This window comes from Agromyces bauzanensis, assembly GCF_014645655.1.
Lineage (GTDB): Bacteria > Actinomycetota > Actinomycetes > Actinomycetales > Microbacteriaceae > Agromyces > Agromyces bauzanensis.
Window position 1 is genome coordinate 256,681 of sequence record NZ_BMMD01000001.1, and the last position, 18,461, is coordinate 275,141.

The following is an 18,461-nucleotide window of genomic DNA, read 5'->3' on the forward strand; positions in this document are numbered from 1 at the left end:
GTCGTGGCGTGCGGGCGGGCGCCGTTCGGGTCGCGGCGCCGGCTCGCGGTCGGCGAGTCGGTCAGTCGGCGTCGGACGCCGACGGTGGGCGGGCGCTTCGGCCCCATCCGCTCGGTTCGGGACCGAGCTCGACGAGTAATCGGCCACCGCGGTGGAGCTCGTCGCCCCGCAGCCAGGTGCGGTCGAGCCGGTCCCCGTTGAACGCCATGGACTGAACGTACTGCGGCGGACCGTCGCGACGGGGTTCGACGAAGCCCGTGGTCTCGATGCGCAGTTCGCCCTCGCCGAGGCGCAGCTCCGCTTCGGCGAAGGACGGTGCATTGAGGAGGAACAGGTTCTGGCCCGCGACCGGGAACAACCCGAGCGAGGCCCAGACGTACCAGGAGCTCAGGCCGCCGGAGTCGTCGTTGCCGGGCAGGCCGCCGCGCCCGGTGCCGAACTGCTGGTGCACGGCGGCGTGGACCACCTCGGCGGTGCGGTCGGGTCGGCCGGCGTACTGGTAGGCCCACGGCGCCTCCATGTCGGGCTCGTTGTTGAGTCCTTCGAAGCGCCCGAGCGCGTAGCCGTTCGCGAGCTCCTCCACACCGGGCCGCACGCCGGGCTGGCGCACCGGCTCGGCACCGAAGCCGAAGAACGCGTCGAGCATCCGCACGAAGGCGTCGTCGCCGCCGGCCAGTCCGATCCGGTTGCGCATGTCGTGGAGCAGGCGAAACGAGTAGTTGTACCTGCTCCCCTCGTAGAACGTCGAGTCGAGCAACAGGCCGGTGGTGTCGTCGAACGCGTTCACCCAGCGGGCGGCGAGCGTCGTGAACTCGTCGACGAGCGCCCGGTCGCCGACGCGCTGGGCGACCTTCGCGGTGCACCAGTAGCCGTGGGCGAGGTCGAGCGTGTGGCTGATCGGATGTGCGACTCCGCGCAGGAGGAAGTCCTCGCCGTATGTTCGGCGCAGGTCGGTGTGCATGTGCACGAGGGCCCATTCCCAGTCCAGGCCGGGCAGGCCGAGCTGGCAGAGGTCGGCGAGGAACGTCTGCGCGAGCGCGGAGCCCTGCCTCGAGAAACGGTCGCTGCCCCGCGCCATCCGATACCCGATCGGGAAGTTGCCCTCCTCCTCGCAGATCGTGAGGAGTGCGGTGCCGAGCTCCACCGCCTTCTCGGGCAGCAACGCGGTGATGAGCGGGAGCTGCGTGCGGTAGATGTCCCACATCGTGCTGAGGTCGAACACGAACGGCCCCTCGGACGGCCAGAACGGGCTCTCCTCCGGTGCGAGGCACGGCTTGATGAGCGAGTGGTACAGCGCCGTCGAGAACACGGTCTCCCGGTCGGCGGTCGGCGCGTCGACCGTGATCGTCTTCAGGTGACGTCGCCAGGCCTTCTTCGTTCGGTCGCGCCGGTGGGGGAATCGAGCGGGTCCGACGCCGCAGTCGCGCCGCAGGTTCTCACGCGCCTGCTCCACGCCACGCAGCGAGAAGCCGATGCGCACCTCGATGGTCTGGCCGGGTTCGCTCGGCCCGGCCCACATCATGCCGAACGGGCGCAGCGTGGTCGGTCGGATGTGGTCGAACGCGAGTCGTGTGCCGCCCGGCATGAGCCGACGGTCGTACCAGAGCATCTGGCGCCACGACTTCGCGTCGCACTCGATGTAGACGGCGAGCGGCGCGCCCTCGACGACGATCTCGCCCTGTGCGATGCCCGGTCCGATCGACTCGAGCTTCGCTCTCAGCGGGATCGTCTCGCCATGGGGGATCGCGAGCCCGCCGAGCGAGAAGTCGATCACGATGCGCGCGTTCGGATTGCGCGGGAGGGTGTACCGGTGCACGGCGCTCTTCGGCCCGACGGTGAGTTCTGCGCGGATGCCGGAGCCCAGCGTCGCGGCGTAGTAGCCCGGCTCCGCCGCCTCGTCGAGGATCTCCCACGTGCGACCGAGCACGTCGAGGGGCTCGAGCATCGGCGTCACGCGGAAGTAGTTGTAGTACTTGCGGATCGCGCCGGTGCCCGACTGCTGGAAGTGCGTGAACCCGGATGCCACGTCGTCGTCGTGGATCGTGGTCGGCACCCCCTCCGTGCTGAGGTCGTATCGCCCGTAGCCGGTGGGATACGCGCCCGAGTACGCGCACGCCGACACCATCCCGAGCGGATACGTCGCCCCAGGATGAGTGTTGCCCACCTGCGGCTTCGGCCACCACCACGTGGCGGCGATGCCGGTGGGGGATGGAAGGTCGGTGATCTCGGTGCCGATGAACGGATCGACACGGCCGATCATGCGGCTCCCGGATGGCGCCGGGCGCCGTGTTGCAGGCATGTTCGCGCACTGCGGACGGCACGGGCGAAAATGTCCATGCCGGGACGATATGTGCTCGCGACCTCCCGTGGGTTACCGGCTGATGAACGATTGCCGAGGGATCGGCTGCGGCATCCCGTCGTCGGGGAATGGCGACGCGCGGTCGCCTGTTGTATCCTGAAAGGCCGCCGAACCTTCGGGCACGGCGGGTTGGAAACTCCACAGCGTGCGACAACGGCCCGCCGAACCGGTCTTGGAACCGGTCAGGCGACACACGGGGATGATCGGTTTCGACATCGTCTGCGAACCCACGAGAAGCGGGCCGAGGATGCAGGGTTATCTCGTGAACGCTCCCTGCAAACCAATAACTGCCGAAAAGAAGCAGTCTGACTTCGCCCTCGCTGCCTAAGCGAGCCCGATAGTCCGTCAGCCCGGGTCTGTTCCCGCCCCGGTCGCTGGCGTCATCTAGGGAACTTGCTGCACGTCGTCGCCTGAGCGTCGTGCGGGACTTTCTTCAGGCTGGGCCTGTCGACTTGGGTGCCTGTGGCAAAGGTCGGGGCCGAGCAGAACGCTTGCACAGGATGCGCCCGGAGAAGGCGTGGAATCACAGCGATGGACGGGGGTTCAATTCCCCCCATCTCCACACGGTGCCGGCCGGAGCAACGCCTCCGGCGGCCTGGCCGTTGTCGCATGTTGCGGTCCCGAGAGGGGCGGTCTGGTTCGGGCCGCCCCTCTCGTGCGCTCACGGCCCGCCGCCGGTCGCGGACCGGTGTCCCGCTGCTGGGTGCATGATGGAGCGATGTCGACGTACCTCGCCGCACCCGACCGCTACGACCGCATGTCCTATCGCCGCACCGGGCGATCGGGCTTGAAGCTCCCGCTGATCTCCCTCGGCCTCTGGCAGAACTTCGGCGACGACCGGCCGCTCGATTCGCAGCGCGCGATCGTGCGCCGCGCATTCGATCTCGGCATCACGCACTTCGACCTGGCCAACAACTACGGCCCGCCGTATGGGGCCGCCGAGCAGAACTTCGGCCGACTGCTCGCGACCGACCTCCGGCCCCACCGCGACGAGCTCGTGCTCTCGACCAAGGCCGGGTGGGACATGTGGCCGGGTCCCTACGGCGTGGGCGGCTGCAGGAAGTACCTGCTCTCGTCGCTCGACCGTTCGCTCGCCCGGCTCGGGCTCGACTCGGTCGACATCTTCTACTCGCACCGGCCCGACCCCGAGACGCCGCTCGACGAGACCGCCGCCGCGCTCGACCATGCGGTGCGCTCGGGCAGGGCGCTCCACGTCGGCATCTCGTCGTACAGTGCCGAGGCCAGCCGGACGATCGCGGCCATGCTCGCCGAGCTCGGTACGCCGCTCCTCATCCACCAGCCCTCGTACTCGATGCTGAACCGGTGGATCGAGACCGAGGGGCTGCTCGACGCGGCGGGCGAACTCGGGTTCGGCGTCATCGGCTTCACGCCGCTCGCACAGGGCATGCTCACCGACAAGTACCTGGGCGGCATCCCCGAAGGCTCGCGCGCGGCGACCGACGGCTCGCTCGACCGCGGGATGCTGAGCGAGGAGAACCTCGATCGCCTGCGGGCCCTCGCGGCGCTCGCCGAGCGGCGCGGCCAGTCGCTCGCACAGCTGGCGCTCGCGTGGGCGCTCCGCGACGAGCGGGTCACGAGCCTCGTCATCGGTGCGAGCCGCGTCGGTCAGCTCGAGGAGAACGTGGCCGCGCTCGAGCACCTGGACTTCACGGCCGAGGAGCTGGCCGAGATCGACCGGTTCGCAGGCGACGCCGGCATCGACCTCTGGGCCGATGCCCGGCACGGTGGGGGGCTGCCGGTGCTGCGCCCGTCTCCGTGACCGGCGGCCGCGACGGGCGCCGGTCACGGCCGCGTCAGTACGCCGCGCCGGCGAGCGAGCCCGAGACCGGGCCGGCCGGGTCCCAGATCACGCACGACACGGTGCGGTCGCCGGCGGCCCAGCCCTCGGCGGTCGGGCGGTAGCCGTAGAAGTCCAGCATCGACGACTCGTAGGCGAGGCCCACGAACGGCTCGAACTCGCCGAGGCATCCGGAATCGGATGCCTCGAGCACCGCGTCGTCGCCGGGGTAGTCGCCGTCGTCGAGCGTGAAGTCGAAGTACACCTCCTCGTCGTGCGGCTCACCGCACGGCACCACGGGCACCTCGCTCACGACCTCCTCCTCGACCATGTTCATGCAGTCGCCGACACGAAGCGCGAAGACATCGGCGTCGCCCTCCTCCACGATCTCCCGCGTGGTCTCGTCGCGTTCGGGCTGCGGCGCGCCGATCGGCAGCAGGTCGAGCACCGCGCTGCAGCCGGTGAGGGGGAGCGCCACGGTCAGGGCCGCGGCGGCGATGAGGGTGCGGACGAGGGAGCGGCGAGCGGTCATGCGGCGGCCTTTCGGGGCGAGGGCGGGGGTGAGCGGATGCCGCGTCGCCGGGCAGTGGAAGGGGTCCGTGGGAGCGCGGCGGCGCCAGCCTATCGGCGGCCACCCACTCCGCGCGATGGGATGGAAGTCCCCATGGGCTCCCTTGCGCCCAGCCGGGCCTGCCCATGCGCTCAGCGGTCGTGTTCGTCCGAGTCCGTGCGGCGCCAGACGGCCAGGCGCCGCACCCACGATCGACGCCCGGGCTCGGCGATCGCCTGCTCATCCTCCGACGGCTGCTCGGAGCGCGCCGCGGCGTCCCGTTCCTCGCGCCAGATCAGGTACGCGAGGTACGGGTCGTCCTCCGGGCCCAGCGCGTCGTGCTGGTCCGGCACCCGAGTCCGTCTGCGTTGCATCGCCGACTCTTCCCCCTGAGAGCCCCGCCCCCTCTTGTGAGCAAGATAACCCCGAAGTCGGCCCCGGCGCGACCCCTAGTGCAGGTGGGGAAGCACCTCCGCGGCGAGAAGCTCCAGGTGCTCGAGGTCGCGCAGGTCGACCAGCTGCAGGTAGACGCGATCGGCCCCGAGTTCGCGCAGGCGGAGGAGCCTGTCGATGGCGGCATCCGGGGTCCCGGCGATGTTCACGTCGGCGAACGTGTCGACATCGGCGCCGATGGCCTCGAGCCGTCGAAGGTAGTCGGTGTCGTCGGTGGCGACGACGGTGGGCAGCGCGACGGATCGGCGCAGCGTCGCCGGGTCGCGGCCCGCCTCCTCACAGGCCCGGCGCACGCCGTCGAAGGCCCGCACGATGACCTCTTCGGAACGGAAGCCGATGTTGAACTCGGTCGCGTGGCGTGCGGCGATCGCGGGCGTGCGGCGCGGACCGGCGCCGCCGATGATCACGGGCACGCGCTCCTGAACGGGCTTCGGCAGGGCGGGGGAGCCCGCGAGCGTGTAGTGCTCGCCCGCGAAGCCGAAGGTGCCGCCGACGGGCGTCGACCAGAGTCCCGTGATGACGTCGAGCTGTTCCTCGAGCATGCCGAACCGCTTCTCGGGGAACGGGATGCCGTAGGCCGTGTGCTCTGCGGCGAACCAGCCCGTGCCGAGCCCGAGCTCGACGCGCCCGCCCGACATGGCGTCGACCTGCGCGACCTGGACGGCGAGGATCGACGGGTGCCGGAACGTCGCCGAGGAGACCAGCGTGCCCAGCCGGATGCGACGGGTCTCGCGGGCCAGGCCCGCAAGCGTGGTCCAGGCATCCGTCGGTCCCGGAAGCGGGTCGCCTGAGCCCATGCGCAGGAAGTGGTCGGAACGGAACCAGCCGTCGAAGCCCAGGCGCTCGGTCGCGGCGGCCTGCGCGAGCTGGTCGTCGTAGCTCGCGCCCTGCTGCGGCTCGGTGAAGATGCAGAGTTCCATGTCAGACCTCCCGGCCCTCGGCCAGCACGGCGAGCACCGCGTCGTGCAGTCGGCCGTTCGTGGCGAGCGAACTGCCGTGCCACGGACCGGGCTCACCCGTGATCGACGTGAGCCGGCCGCCGGCCTCCTCGACGATGGGCACGAGCGCGGCCAGGTCGTATGGCTTCACGTCGAACTCGCCCGTGATGTCGATGAGCCCCTCGGCGAGCAGCATGTACGACCACAGGTCGCCGTAGGCACGGTCCCGCCACACCCGGTCGCCGAGCGCGAGCAGGCGGTCGAGGTAGCCGGCCTGCCGCCACTGGGCGAGGCTCTGGAAGCTGAGCGAGGCGTCCGCCAGTCGCTCGACGACCGACACGCGCAGGCGCCGGGCGCCGGGGAAGCGAGCGGATGCCGCATCCGCCCGCCCTTCGTCCGTTGCCGTCTCGTCGGGTGCGTCGACACGTGCGCCCGCCTCGGCGGCCGACTCGATTGTCCACGCGCCCATGCCGCGGGCGGCCCACCACCGTCGGCCCATGGCGGGGGAGGTCGCGACGCCGACGACCGGCACGCCGTCGATCGCGAGCGCGATGAGGGTGCCCCAGACGGGGATGCCGCGGAGGAAGTTCGCGGTGCCGTCGATGGGGTCGATGATCCACTGCCGTGCGGAGTCGCCCTCGGTGCCGAACTCCTCGCCGAGGATGCCGTCGCCGGGGCGCGCCGCGGCGAGCCGGTCGCGGATGGCGCGCTCGACCGCGAGATCGGCTTCGGTCACAGGTGTGCGGTCGGGCTTCGTCTGCACGTCGAGGTCGACCGCGCGGAAGCGGGCGAGCGAGACGGCGTCGGCGCGATCGGCGAGCTCGAGGGCGAGCCTGAGGTCGTCGGTGAGGTCTGGGGTGAGGTGTTCGTCAGGGGCGGCGGTCACTCGACCCAGCCTACCGACGCGCCTGACGCGCCCGGCCGCACTCCGATTGGCGCTCGCAGCCTCTCGCCTGATAATGTGATCTTTCGGTTCGGGCTCGTCGAGACATCCCGAACCATGCACCTCTAGCTCAATCGGCAGAGCAACTGACTCTTAATCAGTGGGTTCAGGGTTCAAGTCCCTGGGGGTGCACTGCGGCCCCGAACCTCTCGCCAGGTTCGGGGCCTCTTCATTTCACGCCGCGCGTTCGGCAATGGACGGCGCACCTGACAGCGCCCGTTCACCCGTTGGCTGCGGGCATTTCATGCCCGCTCCAGTCCGACGTGACGCGACCGGAATAGCCTCCTCGTCGAATTCAGGTACTCGCCGGGGGGATCAACATGTCGTTCCACGTCTACCGCATCACTCGGTCGATTGCGACGGTTGCCGCTCTCGGCTTGGCGCTCGCATCGGCTCCGCTCGCAGGGCAGACCGCTGCGCTGGCGGCTCCTTCGCAGACCGCATCTGCCGAGGGGCTCGAGGTGGGCGTGATCAGCGACCTGCACTTCGGTGTCGACGAAGAGGCCCCGGAGGGCGGCGCGGTCGACAATCGGCTGCGCGAGGAGCACCTTCGAAACGCCCTCCACTTCTACCAGGAACGCGATGTCGATCTGCTCGTCCTCAACGGCGACCTCGTCGACAACGGGCTCGAAGGTGAGTACGAGCGGTTCACACGCGTCTTCAACGAGGTCTTCGCCGAGCCCGGCTCGGCTCCGGCCGTGCTCGCGACGGGGGGAAACCACGAGTTCCGCCCCGAGTACGAGGGCGACTGGTCGGTCGACGAGGTGCGCCGGCTGTTCGTCGAGCAGGTGAACCGGGGTGCGATGAACGCCGTGGTCAACAACGGCTCGGATTCGGTCGACAACGTGATCAACGTCGGCGGGTACACGTTCATCGGCCTCACCACGGAGAGCGGCATACCCGCGGGAGATTTCCGTGAACACTCGACGCAGTGGCTGGAGGCGCAGCTCGCCACCGCGGAGGCAGCAGATCCCGACAAGCCGATCTTCGTGTTCGTGCACCAGCCGGTGCGGAACACGACACTTCGCAGCGCGAACAGCCCGGCGGCACTGGGGCCCGTGCTCGCGAAGTACCCGCAGGCCATCGTGTTCGCGGGGCACACCCACTCGCCACTCGCCGACGAACGCGCCATCCACCAACGGGACTTCACCTCGGTGAACACGGGCGCGCTCTGGTATCTCAGCGGCCTCGAGGGCTCGTTCGCCGAAGTGCCCGATCGCTTCGATGCGGCGAACGGCCTGGTCGTCGACATCCGGCCCGAACAGGTCGAGATCGAACGCCGCGACTTCCACAACTCGCATCCGATCAAGCAGGATTGGGTGATCCGAGCCCCATTCGGTGATCCGAGCACCTTCGTCTACACCGACGAGCGCGCCCAGCAGAGCGTGGCGCCGTCCTTCTCCGGCAACGCGAAGCTCAGGGTGGTCGACGTGCAACCGCATCACGCGACCGTCGAGTTCGACGCGGCGACGGCAGCGGACTTCGTGTACTCGTACGCCCTGACGGCGACCGATCCGCCGACCGGCGCGATAGCCGCCACGCTGAGCAAGCCGTCGGACTTCTACCTCGACTTCGACGAGCAGGCGAAACGGCATCAGTGGACCATCTCCGGGCTCACCCCCGGCCGGGAATATGCCCTGGCCGTCGTCGCGACGGAATCGTTCGGCAAGGCCAGCGCTCCGCTCACGACGACCATCCAGACTCCGCCGGCCGAGACGGAAGCCGAAGACGTGTTGCTCGTCGACTTCGCGAACGGCAAGCCCGACGACCGCTCGGCCTACAAGACCCCGGCAGAGCCGTTCCGAACCGTTCGCATCGCCGAGGACTCGACGATCGGCAGGCAGGCGTTCACCACCGACGGGCGCTACAACACCATCACCTTCGACCTGACCGAGCGCCAGCACGCCGAGATCGCCAACCGGTACACGCTCGATGTGGTGTTCAAGGTGCACGCGACCGTGCCGGTGGGCCAGGTGATCGCGAGCAACTCCAACACGACCGGCATCGGCCTCTTCGTCGACGGGCACAACGAGCTCGTGGGGCGCACCTTCGTCGGTGGGCGTGCGAAGGACCTGTACCTCGGCCAGATCGAGCCCGGCAGCCACTACCGAGCCGTCATGACCTACGACGGCGACATCCTTCGCGCCTACCTCAACGGCACCGAGGTGGCGCGCAGCGGCAGCCAGGGCGCTGCCGTGCTGGGCCAGACGAACGAGATCCCGTTCTCGATCGGCGCCACACCCTATGCCGACGCCCTCGCCATGTACTACCCCCTGAACGGCAGCGTCGCGTACCTGAACCTCAAGAACCTCGCCCTCCCCGGCGAGGAGATCGCGCAGGACTTCGCTGATGTCGCGAGCTGGGCGACCGGCCTGCCGGTGATCCCGACCGTGATCCCGCAGCTGGGTACGCCATCGCCGGCGATGCCGGTCTTCGTGAGCGCCGTCAACCCGACCGACCTCAACCGGTCGGTGCAGTACCCGCAGGCGGGCGGCAATCACCTGTTCGAGTACGTCGAGCTCTACAACAGCTCCGACGAGGCCATCGACCTGAACGCGACGTACGACCTGCTCTACGACAGCACGCCGCTCACCGTGACCACGGACGGGACGAACACCACGGGGGTGGTGCTTCCGGCGCGATCTGCGGCCGTCCTGTGGGCGAAGCGCAGCCCCCACCCGGAATGGGGCGATGCCGACCGCCTCACGATCGACGATTTCCGCCGCACCTACAGTGTGCCTGCAGAGGTGCCCGTCTACATCGTGCAGGGCAAGGACGGGTGGGCCCGGAGCGGAGGCACCACCCTTCGCGACAAGGCCGGCACCGTGCTGAGCACCCTCCGGTGGTCGACCGCGGAGGCGAGCGAGGCGGGCGCGGCGCGGTTCAAGGTCCCGGCCTCGGGCACCACGATGGACGTGTTCCAGACGTTCGGCGCCCGGAGGCCCGGGCTCGTCGATCCTCAGCAGTACAACCTCGACGGCGAGCCGCCGGTGATCGGCGTCATCTCGCAGTCCGATGTCGACAAGAAGTCGAACGCCGTCATCAGCGCAGAGGCGATCGACAACCTCCGCATCGCGTGGGGCCGGCTGTACTACCGGACCGCACCGGACGAACACTACGTCTCGGTCGACATGTCGATCGACGGCGACCGTCTCACGGCCGAGATCGCCCAGGCATTCCTGGAGTCGCCTGAGCTGCAGTACTACATCGAGGTCAGCGACGGCTGGAATGTCGCGTCGACGGCCGAGACGCCGATCACCGTCGGAGTCGGCAAGAAGTAGACGCCATACGTTGAGGAACATCGAGAGGGGTACGCGGCATCCCAAGACCGACGCAAGCCGGGGAACGACCGCGGGTCAGGTGGCGGCGACGTCGTTGCCGAGCGCACGCAGCACGCGCTGCGCCGAACCGCCGAGGTTCCACTCGGCGGCGAGGCGTTCGACCTCCGCGAGGTGGGCGGTGTCGAGCGGCCGGATGCGGGCGGCGAACTCGCCGAGGTCGAGGTCGCGCACGACTTCGACGACGGTCGGCGAGACCTCGAGGTAGTCGGCAGCTCCGATGATCTTCGCGCGCATTCCCGCTGAGAGAGGTGCGGTCGGGTCGGATGCCGCGGCCACGAGCCCGTCGAGGTCGACGAACTGCCGCAGCAGGCTCGCCGCGGTCTTGTCGCCGATGCCCGGGACGCCGGGCAGGCCGTCGGACGCGTCGCCGCGCAGCACCGCGAAGTCGGCGTATTGCGCGGGCAGCACGCCGTACTTCGCGACGACCGAGACGTCGGTGAGGACCTCGAGCCTGCTCATTCCGCGAGCGGTGTAGATGACGCGCACGGCACGTGCGTCGTCGATGAGCTGGAAGAGATCGCGATCGCCGGTGACGACGTCGATCGGCATGGTGGCCTGTGCGGCCAGACTGCCGATGACGTCGTCGGCCTCGTGATCGGGCTTGCCGATCACCGTCACGTCGAGTTCCGTGAGCAACTCGCGGATCATCGGTACCTGGGCCGCGAGCGCGGCGGGCACCTCCTCGACGTCGGGCCCGCACGGCACGAGCTCGGCAACGCGGTGCGCCTTGTAGCTCGGTATCAACTCGACTCGCCAGTGCGGTCGCCAGTCGTCGTCCCAGCAGGCAACGAGGTGAGTCGGCTCGAAGTCGGACACGAGCCGGGCGATGATATCGGCGAGGCCCCGCACCGCGTTGACGGGGGTGCCGTCAGCACGCCTGATCGAGTCGGGCACGCCGTAGAAGGCGCGGAAGTAGAGCGAGGCGGTGTCGAGCAACATGAGGCGGTCGGTCACACCGCGATCCTGCCATGTGCCGCCCACGATCACCGGTCGGCGGCGCCGAGCCCCTTGCGATACACGACCAGATCGCACGTCGTGGCGAGCAGCGGCGCCAGCTCGGGGTAGAGCTCGCCGAGTTCGCCGGTGCGCACCTCGCAGTATCCGATGCGGGTGTACCACTCGCGGAGGAACTCCTTCGACGGATGCGTCCACGTCGTCGGCACAAGGAGTTCGAGCTGCATGTCCGAGTGTCCGTGCTCGACCGCCCAGCGTTCGGCGAAGGCCACGAGGGCGCGGCCGATGCCGAGTCCACGGCGCTCAGGATCCGCGGCCAGCATCCCGAATTCGGCGAGGCCGTCGTCGAGGCGCTGCACCCGAACGGCGCCCACCACGCGGCCATCGGCGCGCGCCGTCACGAGTTCCGCGTGGCGGATCAGCCCGGCGACCTCCTCGGGGTCCGTGCGGCGGGCACCGGCGGTCCACAGGCCGGCCTCGGCTTGGTCGTACACGACGTTGATGAGTTCGGCGATCGCACTGGCCCGCTCGTGGTCGTCGGCGGATTCCGCCGGCTCGACACCGACGTCGAGCGCGGAGAGCGGCGGGCGGGACGAGGTGTTCACCGTCCCATTGTTGCAGTGACACCCGGCGCCGAAACGCGAGCCGCGTCAGTCGTCGAAGCCCCTCGCCACCAGCGCCTCGCCCATCGCGTCGGCGGTCTGCAGCGACCGCACCATGACCGGCACCGCCACCGCACGCAGCGACCCCTCGACGCCGCGCGCGCGTCGGGCCTCGAGCACCGCGCGGACGATCTCGGTCATGAGCGGCACCGCTCGGATCGTCATCGCCAGCACGATGCCGACGCGCTCGGGGTCGAGGCGACGACCGAACAGGCGCAGGCCCGCCCGCACGGAGTCGAGGATCGCCGACACGCGGGTCGTGAGGGTCACCAGCGCTGCGAGCGCGACGCAGGCCGTCACGCGCAGCGACATCTCGACCGCCGACTCCCACCCCGAGAACAGGGCGTTGAGCGGGGCGGCGACGAGGAGGATCCAGAGCACAGGCACGAGCTGCGTCACGACGTCGCGTGGCGGAATGGCCGCCACCGCGAAACCCAGCAGTGCGAGCACGAGGGCGATCAGCAGCATCCACCATTCAGGGAGCAGGGCGATCACGACGACGGATGCCGCCAGCCCCACGAGCTTGGCGCCTGCGCCGAGCCGGTGCAGCGCCGAGGTGCCGGGCCGGTACGACCCGATCATCGGATGAGATTCCGGTACGCGCCGACCGCCTCGGCGGGGGAGCCGTCGGCCACGATGCGACCGCCCTCCACCACGAGCACCCGGTCGAACGACTCGACGGACTCGAGCCGATGCGTGACGAGCACGAGCTGCTGGTCGAGCTCCGCGAAGTGCCGTTCGACGAGTTGGGCGTTGCGGGCATCGAGCAGCGTGGTCGGCTCGTCGGCGACGACGATCGCGGGCTCCGCCACGAGCACCGCGGCGAGCGCCAGCAGCTGCTTCTGCCCGCCCGAGAGCCGGTGAGCCGGGCGATCGGCGAGCTCGGCGAGGCCGAACCGGTCGAGCGCGCGATCGACGCGCGCAGCGGCATCTGCTGCATCGAGCCGCAGCCGACGCAGGGAGAACGCGACATCTTCTCGCACCGTGGGCATCACGATCTGGTTGTCGGGGTTGGTGAAGACGAAGCCGACGCGGCGGCGCACTTCGCGGCCATGGCGCGCGACGTCGAGCCCGTCGACGAGCACGCGGCCGGCGGTCGGAGCGACGAGTCCGTTGACGAGTCGCGCCAGCGTGGACTTGCCTGAGCCGTTCGCCCCGATCACGCCGATGCGCCGCTCCGCGAGGCGCAGCGAGACGTCGCTCAGCACCACCTCGCCGTCGTAGCGATGCGTGACCTGCTCGAAGACGATCTCGCTCATCCGATGTCGGTCGCGGCCGTCTCGGTCGAGGGTGCGGCGGCGCGCGATCGGCGCCATGGCCATGACTTCTCGGCGATGAGCCCGGGCCAGGCGCGGTGCACGCCGGCGGCGACGAGCGCAGCGATGACGGCCTTGATCGCGTCCCCGACGAGGAACGGCAGGCTGCCGGTGGCGATCGCCGCCCAAATCGGCATGCCGGTCACGGCGGTGAGCCACGGGATGCCGACGAGGTAGACCGCGAGGATGCCGCCGACGGACGTCGCGATGAGCAGAGTCCAGAACTGCAGCCGCGGTGTGAGCCGCTCGGCGAGCCAGCCGATCACGAGGGCGCCGAGGATGAAACCGACCAGGTAGCCGCCGGTCGGGCCGACGAGCACGGCGAGCCCGCCCGTGGCACCCGCGAGGATCGGCAGGCCGGCGAGGCCCAGCGCGACGTACACGGTCACGGCGAGGGCGCCCTTCCGCGCGCCGAGGATGGCGCCGGCGAGCATGACGCCGAGGGTCTGGAGGGTGATCGGCACGCCGATGCCGACCGGAATGGTGCCGGGCAGCGTGAGCGCCGCGATGAGCGCGGCGAAGACGGCGATCTGCGCGAGGTCGCGCGCCGAGCTGCGCACGGCGGTGCGGCCGCTTGGAGTCTGGGCGACGGTCATCGTTCCCCTTGGGTTCGTGGCGTGGAGCCGAACGGCTCGTGAACTCACGCTACGAATGCCGGGGAGCGGCTGCTCGATCCGGCCGTACAAGAATCGGCGGCGGATTTTGGAACGCGGATGCCGCGGGCCGCTCAGGCGGCGCGGGCCTCGAGGTCGGCCGACTGGCCGATCGACGGGAGCGTCGCGGCATCCGTCTCGGTCTCGGCCACGACCACGGGGTCGGCCCAGACGACGAGCGGCGCGGGCACCCAGCTGAGGGCGAGCGGCTCGTTCTCGGCCGGCACGACGACCGCGACGGACTCCCGTTCGTCGAGCACCGTGCGGGTGAGCTCCGCGGCGATCTGGTGCGTGAGCATCGCGCGGAAGATCTGGTCGGTGTCCTGTTCGGTGCGCCGCACGAGCGACCAGGAACCGCCGGGTCCGATGAACTCGGCGAGCTTCGCGTTCAGCAGTTCGAAGAGGTGTTCGCCACGCAGGTCGGCCGCGGTGGGGCGCGGCGCCGAGGCGGCGGCGTGGGCGGAGGCCTGGGCTGCGAGCCTCGCTCTGCGCCAGCGGCGGAACATCGGTGACCCCTCTCGGTGGCGTTCGGGCCGGACGGTTCGGGCCGTGCGGTCGGTCTACTTCAGTCTCGGGCCTCGACTCGCGGATCGCGGCTGACACGCCGCGTTCGCCGGCTTGCACGAAATGCTCGGAACCGGCGAGGCGGGGGGAGCGAGGCGGGGGGAGGGGGGCTCCGTCGACGATGCTACTCGGTGAGCTCGGCGCGCTTCGACTCGTCGGCGACGGTGCCGATCGCGATGGCGAGGCTCGCTGCCCATGAGATCCACATGAGGATGAGGCGCCAGTCCCGCGGCCCGGCGATCGTGGACCGGATGACCGCGATGCCCCCGAAGATCGAACTGAGCACTGCTCCACTGAAGAGGTACTTGCGCATGCCGCAACGCTACCCGTTCGCCTCCCGCGACCGTGAGCACGTCTGTGAGTCAACCGTGTATCTGCCCGATCGGTCAGGAGCTGACCGATCGGTCAAGTACGGTCGATGGCATGCCCACCGACGCCCCAACGCCGTCACGCGTGCGCGCCAGCGATGGACTCCGCCAGGTCGCCCTCGAGCAGTTCTCGACCATCGGGTTCGCCGCGAGCTCGCTGCAGCACATCGCCGACCAGGCCGGCTACTCCAAGTCGAGCGTCCTCTACCACTACTCGTCCAAGGAGGCCCTCCTCGAGGCCGCCATCGGTCCCGCGGTCGACGCCCTCGAGGAGCTCCTCGACGACTTCGTCGCGAGCGGCCGGTCCGTCGAGGCACGGGCGGAGTTCATCCAGCGGTTCGTCGACTTCCTCCTCGGCAACCGGCTTGCGGTGCACACCTTCGTGAACCAGGGCCAGTCCCTGCGCGGCACCCCCGTGATCGAGCGGGCGAACACGGCCATCCGCGGCCTCGCCGACTCGATCTGCGAAGCGGATGCCCCGCTCAGCGAGCAGATGCGATTCGGCGTCGCGCTCGCCGGCGCGGCCTACACGCTCGTCGCCGGCGCGACCTTTCTCGAGGAGGGCCGGCGCGCCGAGGCCGAGGACGCCGACGTGCGCGCCGCGCTCATCTCCGTGCTCTCCGAACTGCTCATCCCGGCCGAGGGCCGCCCGACCCGATAAGGCCGCTCATGGCGCTGTTCCTCCACCGAATCGGACGATTCGCCTTCCGGCGGGCCTGGCTCGTCATCATCGCCTGGGCCGTGGCCCTCGCCGCGCTCCTCGGCGTCGGCATCGGGCTCGGCGGCCAGCTCCAGGAGTCCTACGCCATCCCGGGCACAGAGTCGCAGGATGCGATCGACCAGCTCGCCGCCGTGTTCCCGCAGACGTCGGGCGCCTCGGCGAAGGCCGTCGTCGAAGTGCCCGACGGGGCATCCGTCGAATCCGAGTCCTACCGCGACGCGATCACGGCGATGGAGGCCGAGCTCGAGCAGGTCGACGGCGTCGCGAGCGTGCTCGGGCCGTTCGACGAGTACGCGGGCGACCAGGTCTCGGGCGACGCGCGCACCGCCTACGTCCAGGTGCAGTTCGACGCCCCCACGACGGGCGTCACCGACGAATCGATCGACGCGGTGGTTGCCACGGGCGACATCGGCCGCGACGCCGGCCTCACGGTCGCGTTCGGCGGAGAGGTGTTCCAGGACACGACCTTCGGCCTCACCATCACCGAGGTATTCGGCGTGCTGTTCGCCGGCGTCGTGCTGCTCATCACGTTCGGGTCGCTGCTCTCCGCGGGGATGCCGCTGCTCACCGCCCTCGTCGGCGTGGGCGCCACCTTCGGCGGCATCTCGCTCGTCGCGGCCTTCGCGACGGTGTCGAGCACGGCGCCGATGCTCGCCGTGATGATCGGCCTCGCGGTCGGCATCGACTACGCGCTCTTCATCCTGTCGCGACATCGCACGCAGCTCGCGCGCGGACAGGATCCGAAAGCGAGCGCCGCCGAGGCCGTCGCCACCGCCGGTGGCGCCGTCGTCTTCGCGGGCCTGACGGTCATCATCGCGCTCCTCGGGCTCCTCGTGGTGGGCATCCCGTTCCTCAGCGTCATGGGCATCGCCGCGGCGTTCGCGGTGCTCGTCGCGGTGCTCGGCGCCGTCACGCTGCTGCCGGCGCTGCTCGGCGTGCTCGGGAAGCGGCTCATCCCGAAGCCGGGCAGCCGCGCCCACCGCCGCGCGAACGCCGACGACGACCGCGGCCGGCACACCATGGGCCGCCGCTGGGTCGACCTCGTGCTGAAGGCGCCCGTCGTGTTCGTCGTGCTCGTCATCGGCCTGCTCGGCACCGCGGCGATTCCCGCTGCCAGCCTCGACCTGAACCTCCCGAGCGGCGCGTCCGAGCCCGAGGGCTCCACGCAGCGCGAGGCCTACGAGATGATCGAGAACGGCTTCGGGCCGGGCTACAACGGCCCCCTCATCGTCACCGTCGACATCACGCAGACGACCGACATCTTCGACGACCTCGACGCTGTGGGGGCGCGCATCGCCGAGCTCGACGGCATCGCGTACGTGGGCGAGGGGCTGCCGAACGAGACCGCCGACACGGCGATCATCCAGGTCATCCCCGAGAGCGCACCCGACTCGCCCGAGACGAAGGCGGTCGTGGAGGAGATCCGCGACCTCGCGCCCGAGATCGCGGCGGACTACGGCACGCCCATCGCCGTCACGGGCTACACCGCCGTGACCATCGACATCTCGAACCGGCTGAACGACGCACTCGTGCCGTTCGCGCTCATCGTGGTCGGGCTGTCGATCCTGCTGCTGCTGCTCGTATTCCGTTCGATCTTCGTGCCCGTGAAGGCCGCGCTCGGCTTCCTGCTCTCGGCGTTCGCCGCGATCGGGGCGACCGTCGCGATCTTCCAATGGGGGTGGTTCGCCGACCTCCTGCACGTCCAGCCCGGCCCGATCCTGAGCTTCCTGCCGATCCTGCTGCTCGCGGTGCTGTTCGGACTCGCCATGGACTACGAGGTCTTCCTCGTCTCGGGCATGCGCGAGGAGTTCGTGAAGACGCGGGAGCCGCGCGGCTCGATCGTGCACGGCTTCCAGCACGCCGCGCGCGTCGTGACCGCCGCCGCGCTCATCATGTTCTTCGTCTTCTTCGCCTTCGTGCCCGAGGGTTCGGGCGTCATCAAGGGCATCGCGTTCGCGCTCGCCGTCGGCGTCGCCTTCGACGCCTTCCTCGTGCGCATGACGTTCGTCCCCGCCGCCATGGCGCTCGCCGGGCGCGCGGCCTGGTGGCTGCCGAAGTGGCTCGACAAGCGGTTGCCCGACGTCGACATCGAGGGCGAGGGGCTTCGCTCGCACCTCGATCAGGAGGAGTGGGCCGCCGCACGTCCGGCCGCGGTCAACATCGACGACGGCGTCTTCGGCCTCCCCGAGCGGCCGATCGGCCCCCTCACGGTCGACGTGCCCGCCGGCGGCGTGCTCGTCGTGCGCGGAGACGCGGTCGATCGCCGGGTCGTGGCCGCGACCCTCGCCGGCCGCCTCGCACCCGTGTCGGGCCGCCTCGCGGTGCTCGGCCATCCGCTGCCCACCGGGTCGGGCTCCGTCATGCGCGGCGTCGCGATCGCCGAACTGCCGACGGATGTCGCGACCGGCGGGAGCGTGGGCGAACTCGTCGCCCGCCGGGTCGACGCCACCCGCCCGTGGTACCGCGTCGCCCCGTCGAACCGCCTCGTGCGCTCGTGGGTCGCCCGCGCCGCCGACGCGGCGGGCCACGGACCCGACGGTCCGCGCTTCTCGGTGGACACCCCGCTGGCCTCGCTCGGCGCCGAGGCGCGCGCGCTCGTCGCCGTCTCGGCGGCGCTCGCCGAGCGTCCGAAGGCCGTGTCGATCGATCTCGACGACGACCCCGGCTCGGCGAGCGTCGGGCTCTGGCGCGCGCTCGCCCGGCTCGTCCCCGCGTCGGTCACGATCATCGTCGGGCTGGGCACGTCGGCCGTGGAACCCGGCACCGCCCCCGAACTCGCCGCACGCGGCATCCGCATCATCGAACCCGTCTCGTCCCTGCAGGAGGTCAACCGATGAGAAA

At 70.3% G+C, this 18,461-nt stretch carries 16 protein-coding genes, 1 tRNA gene and 1 other RNA gene; 6 read left to right on the top strand and 12 right to left on the bottom strand.

The annotated features are described in order from the left end of the window. Nucleotides 1-61: 61 nt before the first annotated feature. Nucleotides 62-2,260, bottom strand: coding sequence for a glycoside hydrolase domain-containing protein (locus IEX31_RS01260; protein ID WP_188741610.1), 2,199 nt, complete (start codon nucleotides 2,258-2,260; stop codon nucleotides 62-64). 294 nt (nucleotides 2,261-2,554) lie between these two features. Here IEX31_RS01260 and ssrA point away from each other — a divergent pair. After that, nucleotides 2,555-2,924: a transfer-messenger RNA gene (ssrA, locus tag IEX31_RS01265) on the top strand. Nucleotides 2,925-3,077: 153 nt separating this feature from the next. Continuing rightward, nucleotides 3,078-4,139, top strand: coding sequence for an L-glyceraldehyde 3-phosphate reductase (gene mgrA, locus IEX31_RS01270; protein WP_188741611.1), 1,062 nt, complete (start codon nucleotides 3,078-3,080; stop codon nucleotides 4,137-4,139). A 34-nt stretch (nucleotides 4,140-4,173) separates the two neighbouring features. On the opposite strand, the gene IEX31_RS01275 is transcribed toward mgrA, so the two are convergent. The 4 genes from IEX31_RS01275 to IEX31_RS01290 form a co-directional block, all read right to left on the bottom strand. After that, entirely contained in the window at nucleotides 4,174-4,689 is a 516-nt protein-coding gene (locus IEX31_RS01275) for a septum formation family protein (RefSeq protein WP_188741612.1), read from the bottom strand. 170 nt (nucleotides 4,690-4,859) lie between these two features. Beyond that, nucleotides 4,860-5,060, bottom strand: a complete 201-nt coding sequence (locus tag IEX31_RS01280) for a hypothetical protein (protein WP_188741613.1) — start codon at nucleotides 5,058-5,060, stop codon at nucleotides 4,860-4,862. A gap of 96 nt (nucleotides 5,061-5,156) precedes the next feature. Beyond that, nucleotides 5,157-6,080, bottom strand: a complete 924-nt coding sequence (locus IEX31_RS01285; protein ID WP_188741614.1) for an LLM class F420-dependent oxidoreductase — start codon at nucleotides 6,078-6,080, stop codon at nucleotides 5,157-5,159. A gap of 1 nt (nucleotide 6,081) precedes the next feature. Next, nucleotides 6,082-6,984, bottom strand: a complete 903-nt coding sequence (locus tag IEX31_RS01290) for an inositol monophosphatase family protein (protein WP_188741615.1) — start codon at nucleotides 6,982-6,984, stop codon at nucleotides 6,082-6,084. 116 nt (nucleotides 6,985-7,100) lie between these two features. Here IEX31_RS01290 and IEX31_RS01295 point away from each other — a divergent pair. Both IEX31_RS01295 and IEX31_RS01300 read left to right on the top strand, forming a co-directional pair. Beyond that, a tRNA-Lys gene (locus IEX31_RS01295) sits at nucleotides 7,101-7,173 on the top strand. Between the two features lie 188 nt (nucleotides 7,174-7,361). After that, entirely contained in the window at nucleotides 7,362-10,322 is a 2,961-nt protein-coding gene (locus tag IEX31_RS01300) for a metallophosphoesterase (protein ID WP_188741616.1), read from the top strand. Between the two features lie 75 nt (nucleotides 10,323-10,397). Here IEX31_RS01300 and IEX31_RS01305 read toward each other — a convergent pair whose 3' ends face one another. The 7 genes from IEX31_RS01305 to IEX31_RS01335 form a co-directional block, all read right to left on the bottom strand. After that, nucleotides 10,398-11,336, bottom strand: coding sequence for a 5'-3' exonuclease (locus IEX31_RS01305; protein ID WP_188741617.1), 939 nt, complete (start codon nucleotides 11,334-11,336; stop codon nucleotides 10,398-10,400). A gap of 29 nt (nucleotides 11,337-11,365) precedes the next feature. Beyond that, on the bottom strand, nucleotides 11,366-11,941 hold the full coding sequence (locus IEX31_RS01310) for a GNAT family N-acetyltransferase (protein ID WP_188741618.1): 576 nt from the start codon (nucleotides 11,939-11,941) through the stop codon (nucleotides 11,366-11,368). Nucleotides 11,942-11,986: 45 nt separating this feature from the next. Further along, nucleotides 11,987-12,580 (bottom strand): energy-coupling factor transporter transmembrane component T family protein, encoded by a 594-nt coding sequence (locus tag IEX31_RS01315; protein ID WP_188741619.1) that lies wholly within the window; start codon nucleotides 12,578-12,580, stop codon nucleotides 11,987-11,989. Beyond that, complete coding sequence (locus tag IEX31_RS01320) at nucleotides 12,577-13,257, bottom strand: energy-coupling factor ABC transporter ATP-binding protein (protein ID WP_188741620.1); 681 nt, start codon at nucleotides 13,255-13,257, stop codon at nucleotides 12,577-12,579. The genes IEX31_RS01315 and IEX31_RS01320 overlap by 4 nt, the downstream gene beginning before the upstream one ends. Next, nucleotides 13,254-13,910, bottom strand: coding sequence for a biotin transporter BioY (locus tag IEX31_RS01325; RefSeq protein WP_188741621.1), 657 nt, complete (start codon nucleotides 13,908-13,910; stop codon nucleotides 13,254-13,256). Before IEX31_RS01325 ends, IEX31_RS01320 begins: the two co-directional genes overlap by 4 nt. Before the next feature lie 131 nt (nucleotides 13,911-14,041). Next, a complete protein-coding gene (locus tag IEX31_RS01330; RefSeq protein ID WP_188741622.1) occupies nucleotides 14,042-14,473 on the bottom strand; it encodes a hypothetical protein in 432 nt (143 codons plus the stop codon). A 182-nt stretch (nucleotides 14,474-14,655) separates the two neighbouring features. Continuing rightward, nucleotides 14,656-14,844 (bottom strand): hypothetical protein, encoded by a 189-nt coding sequence (locus IEX31_RS01335; RefSeq protein WP_188741623.1) that lies wholly within the window; start codon nucleotides 14,842-14,844, stop codon nucleotides 14,656-14,658. Between the two features lie 110 nt (nucleotides 14,845-14,954). Here IEX31_RS01335 and IEX31_RS01340 point away from each other — a divergent pair, with 110 nt between their 5' ends. Together IEX31_RS01340 and IEX31_RS01345 are read left to right on the top strand one after the other, a co-directional pair. Continuing rightward, nucleotides 14,955-15,560, top strand: coding sequence for a TetR/AcrR family transcriptional regulator (locus tag IEX31_RS01340; RefSeq protein ID WP_188741624.1), 606 nt, complete (start codon nucleotides 14,955-14,957; stop codon nucleotides 15,558-15,560). 8 nt (nucleotides 15,561-15,568) lie between these two features. After that, nucleotides 15,569-18,457: an MMPL family transporter gene (locus IEX31_RS01345; RefSeq protein WP_188741625.1), complete on the top strand. Its 2,889-nt coding sequence runs from the start codon at nucleotides 15,569-15,571 to the stop codon at nucleotides 18,455-18,457. Nucleotides 18,458-18,461: the final 4 nt, after the last annotated feature.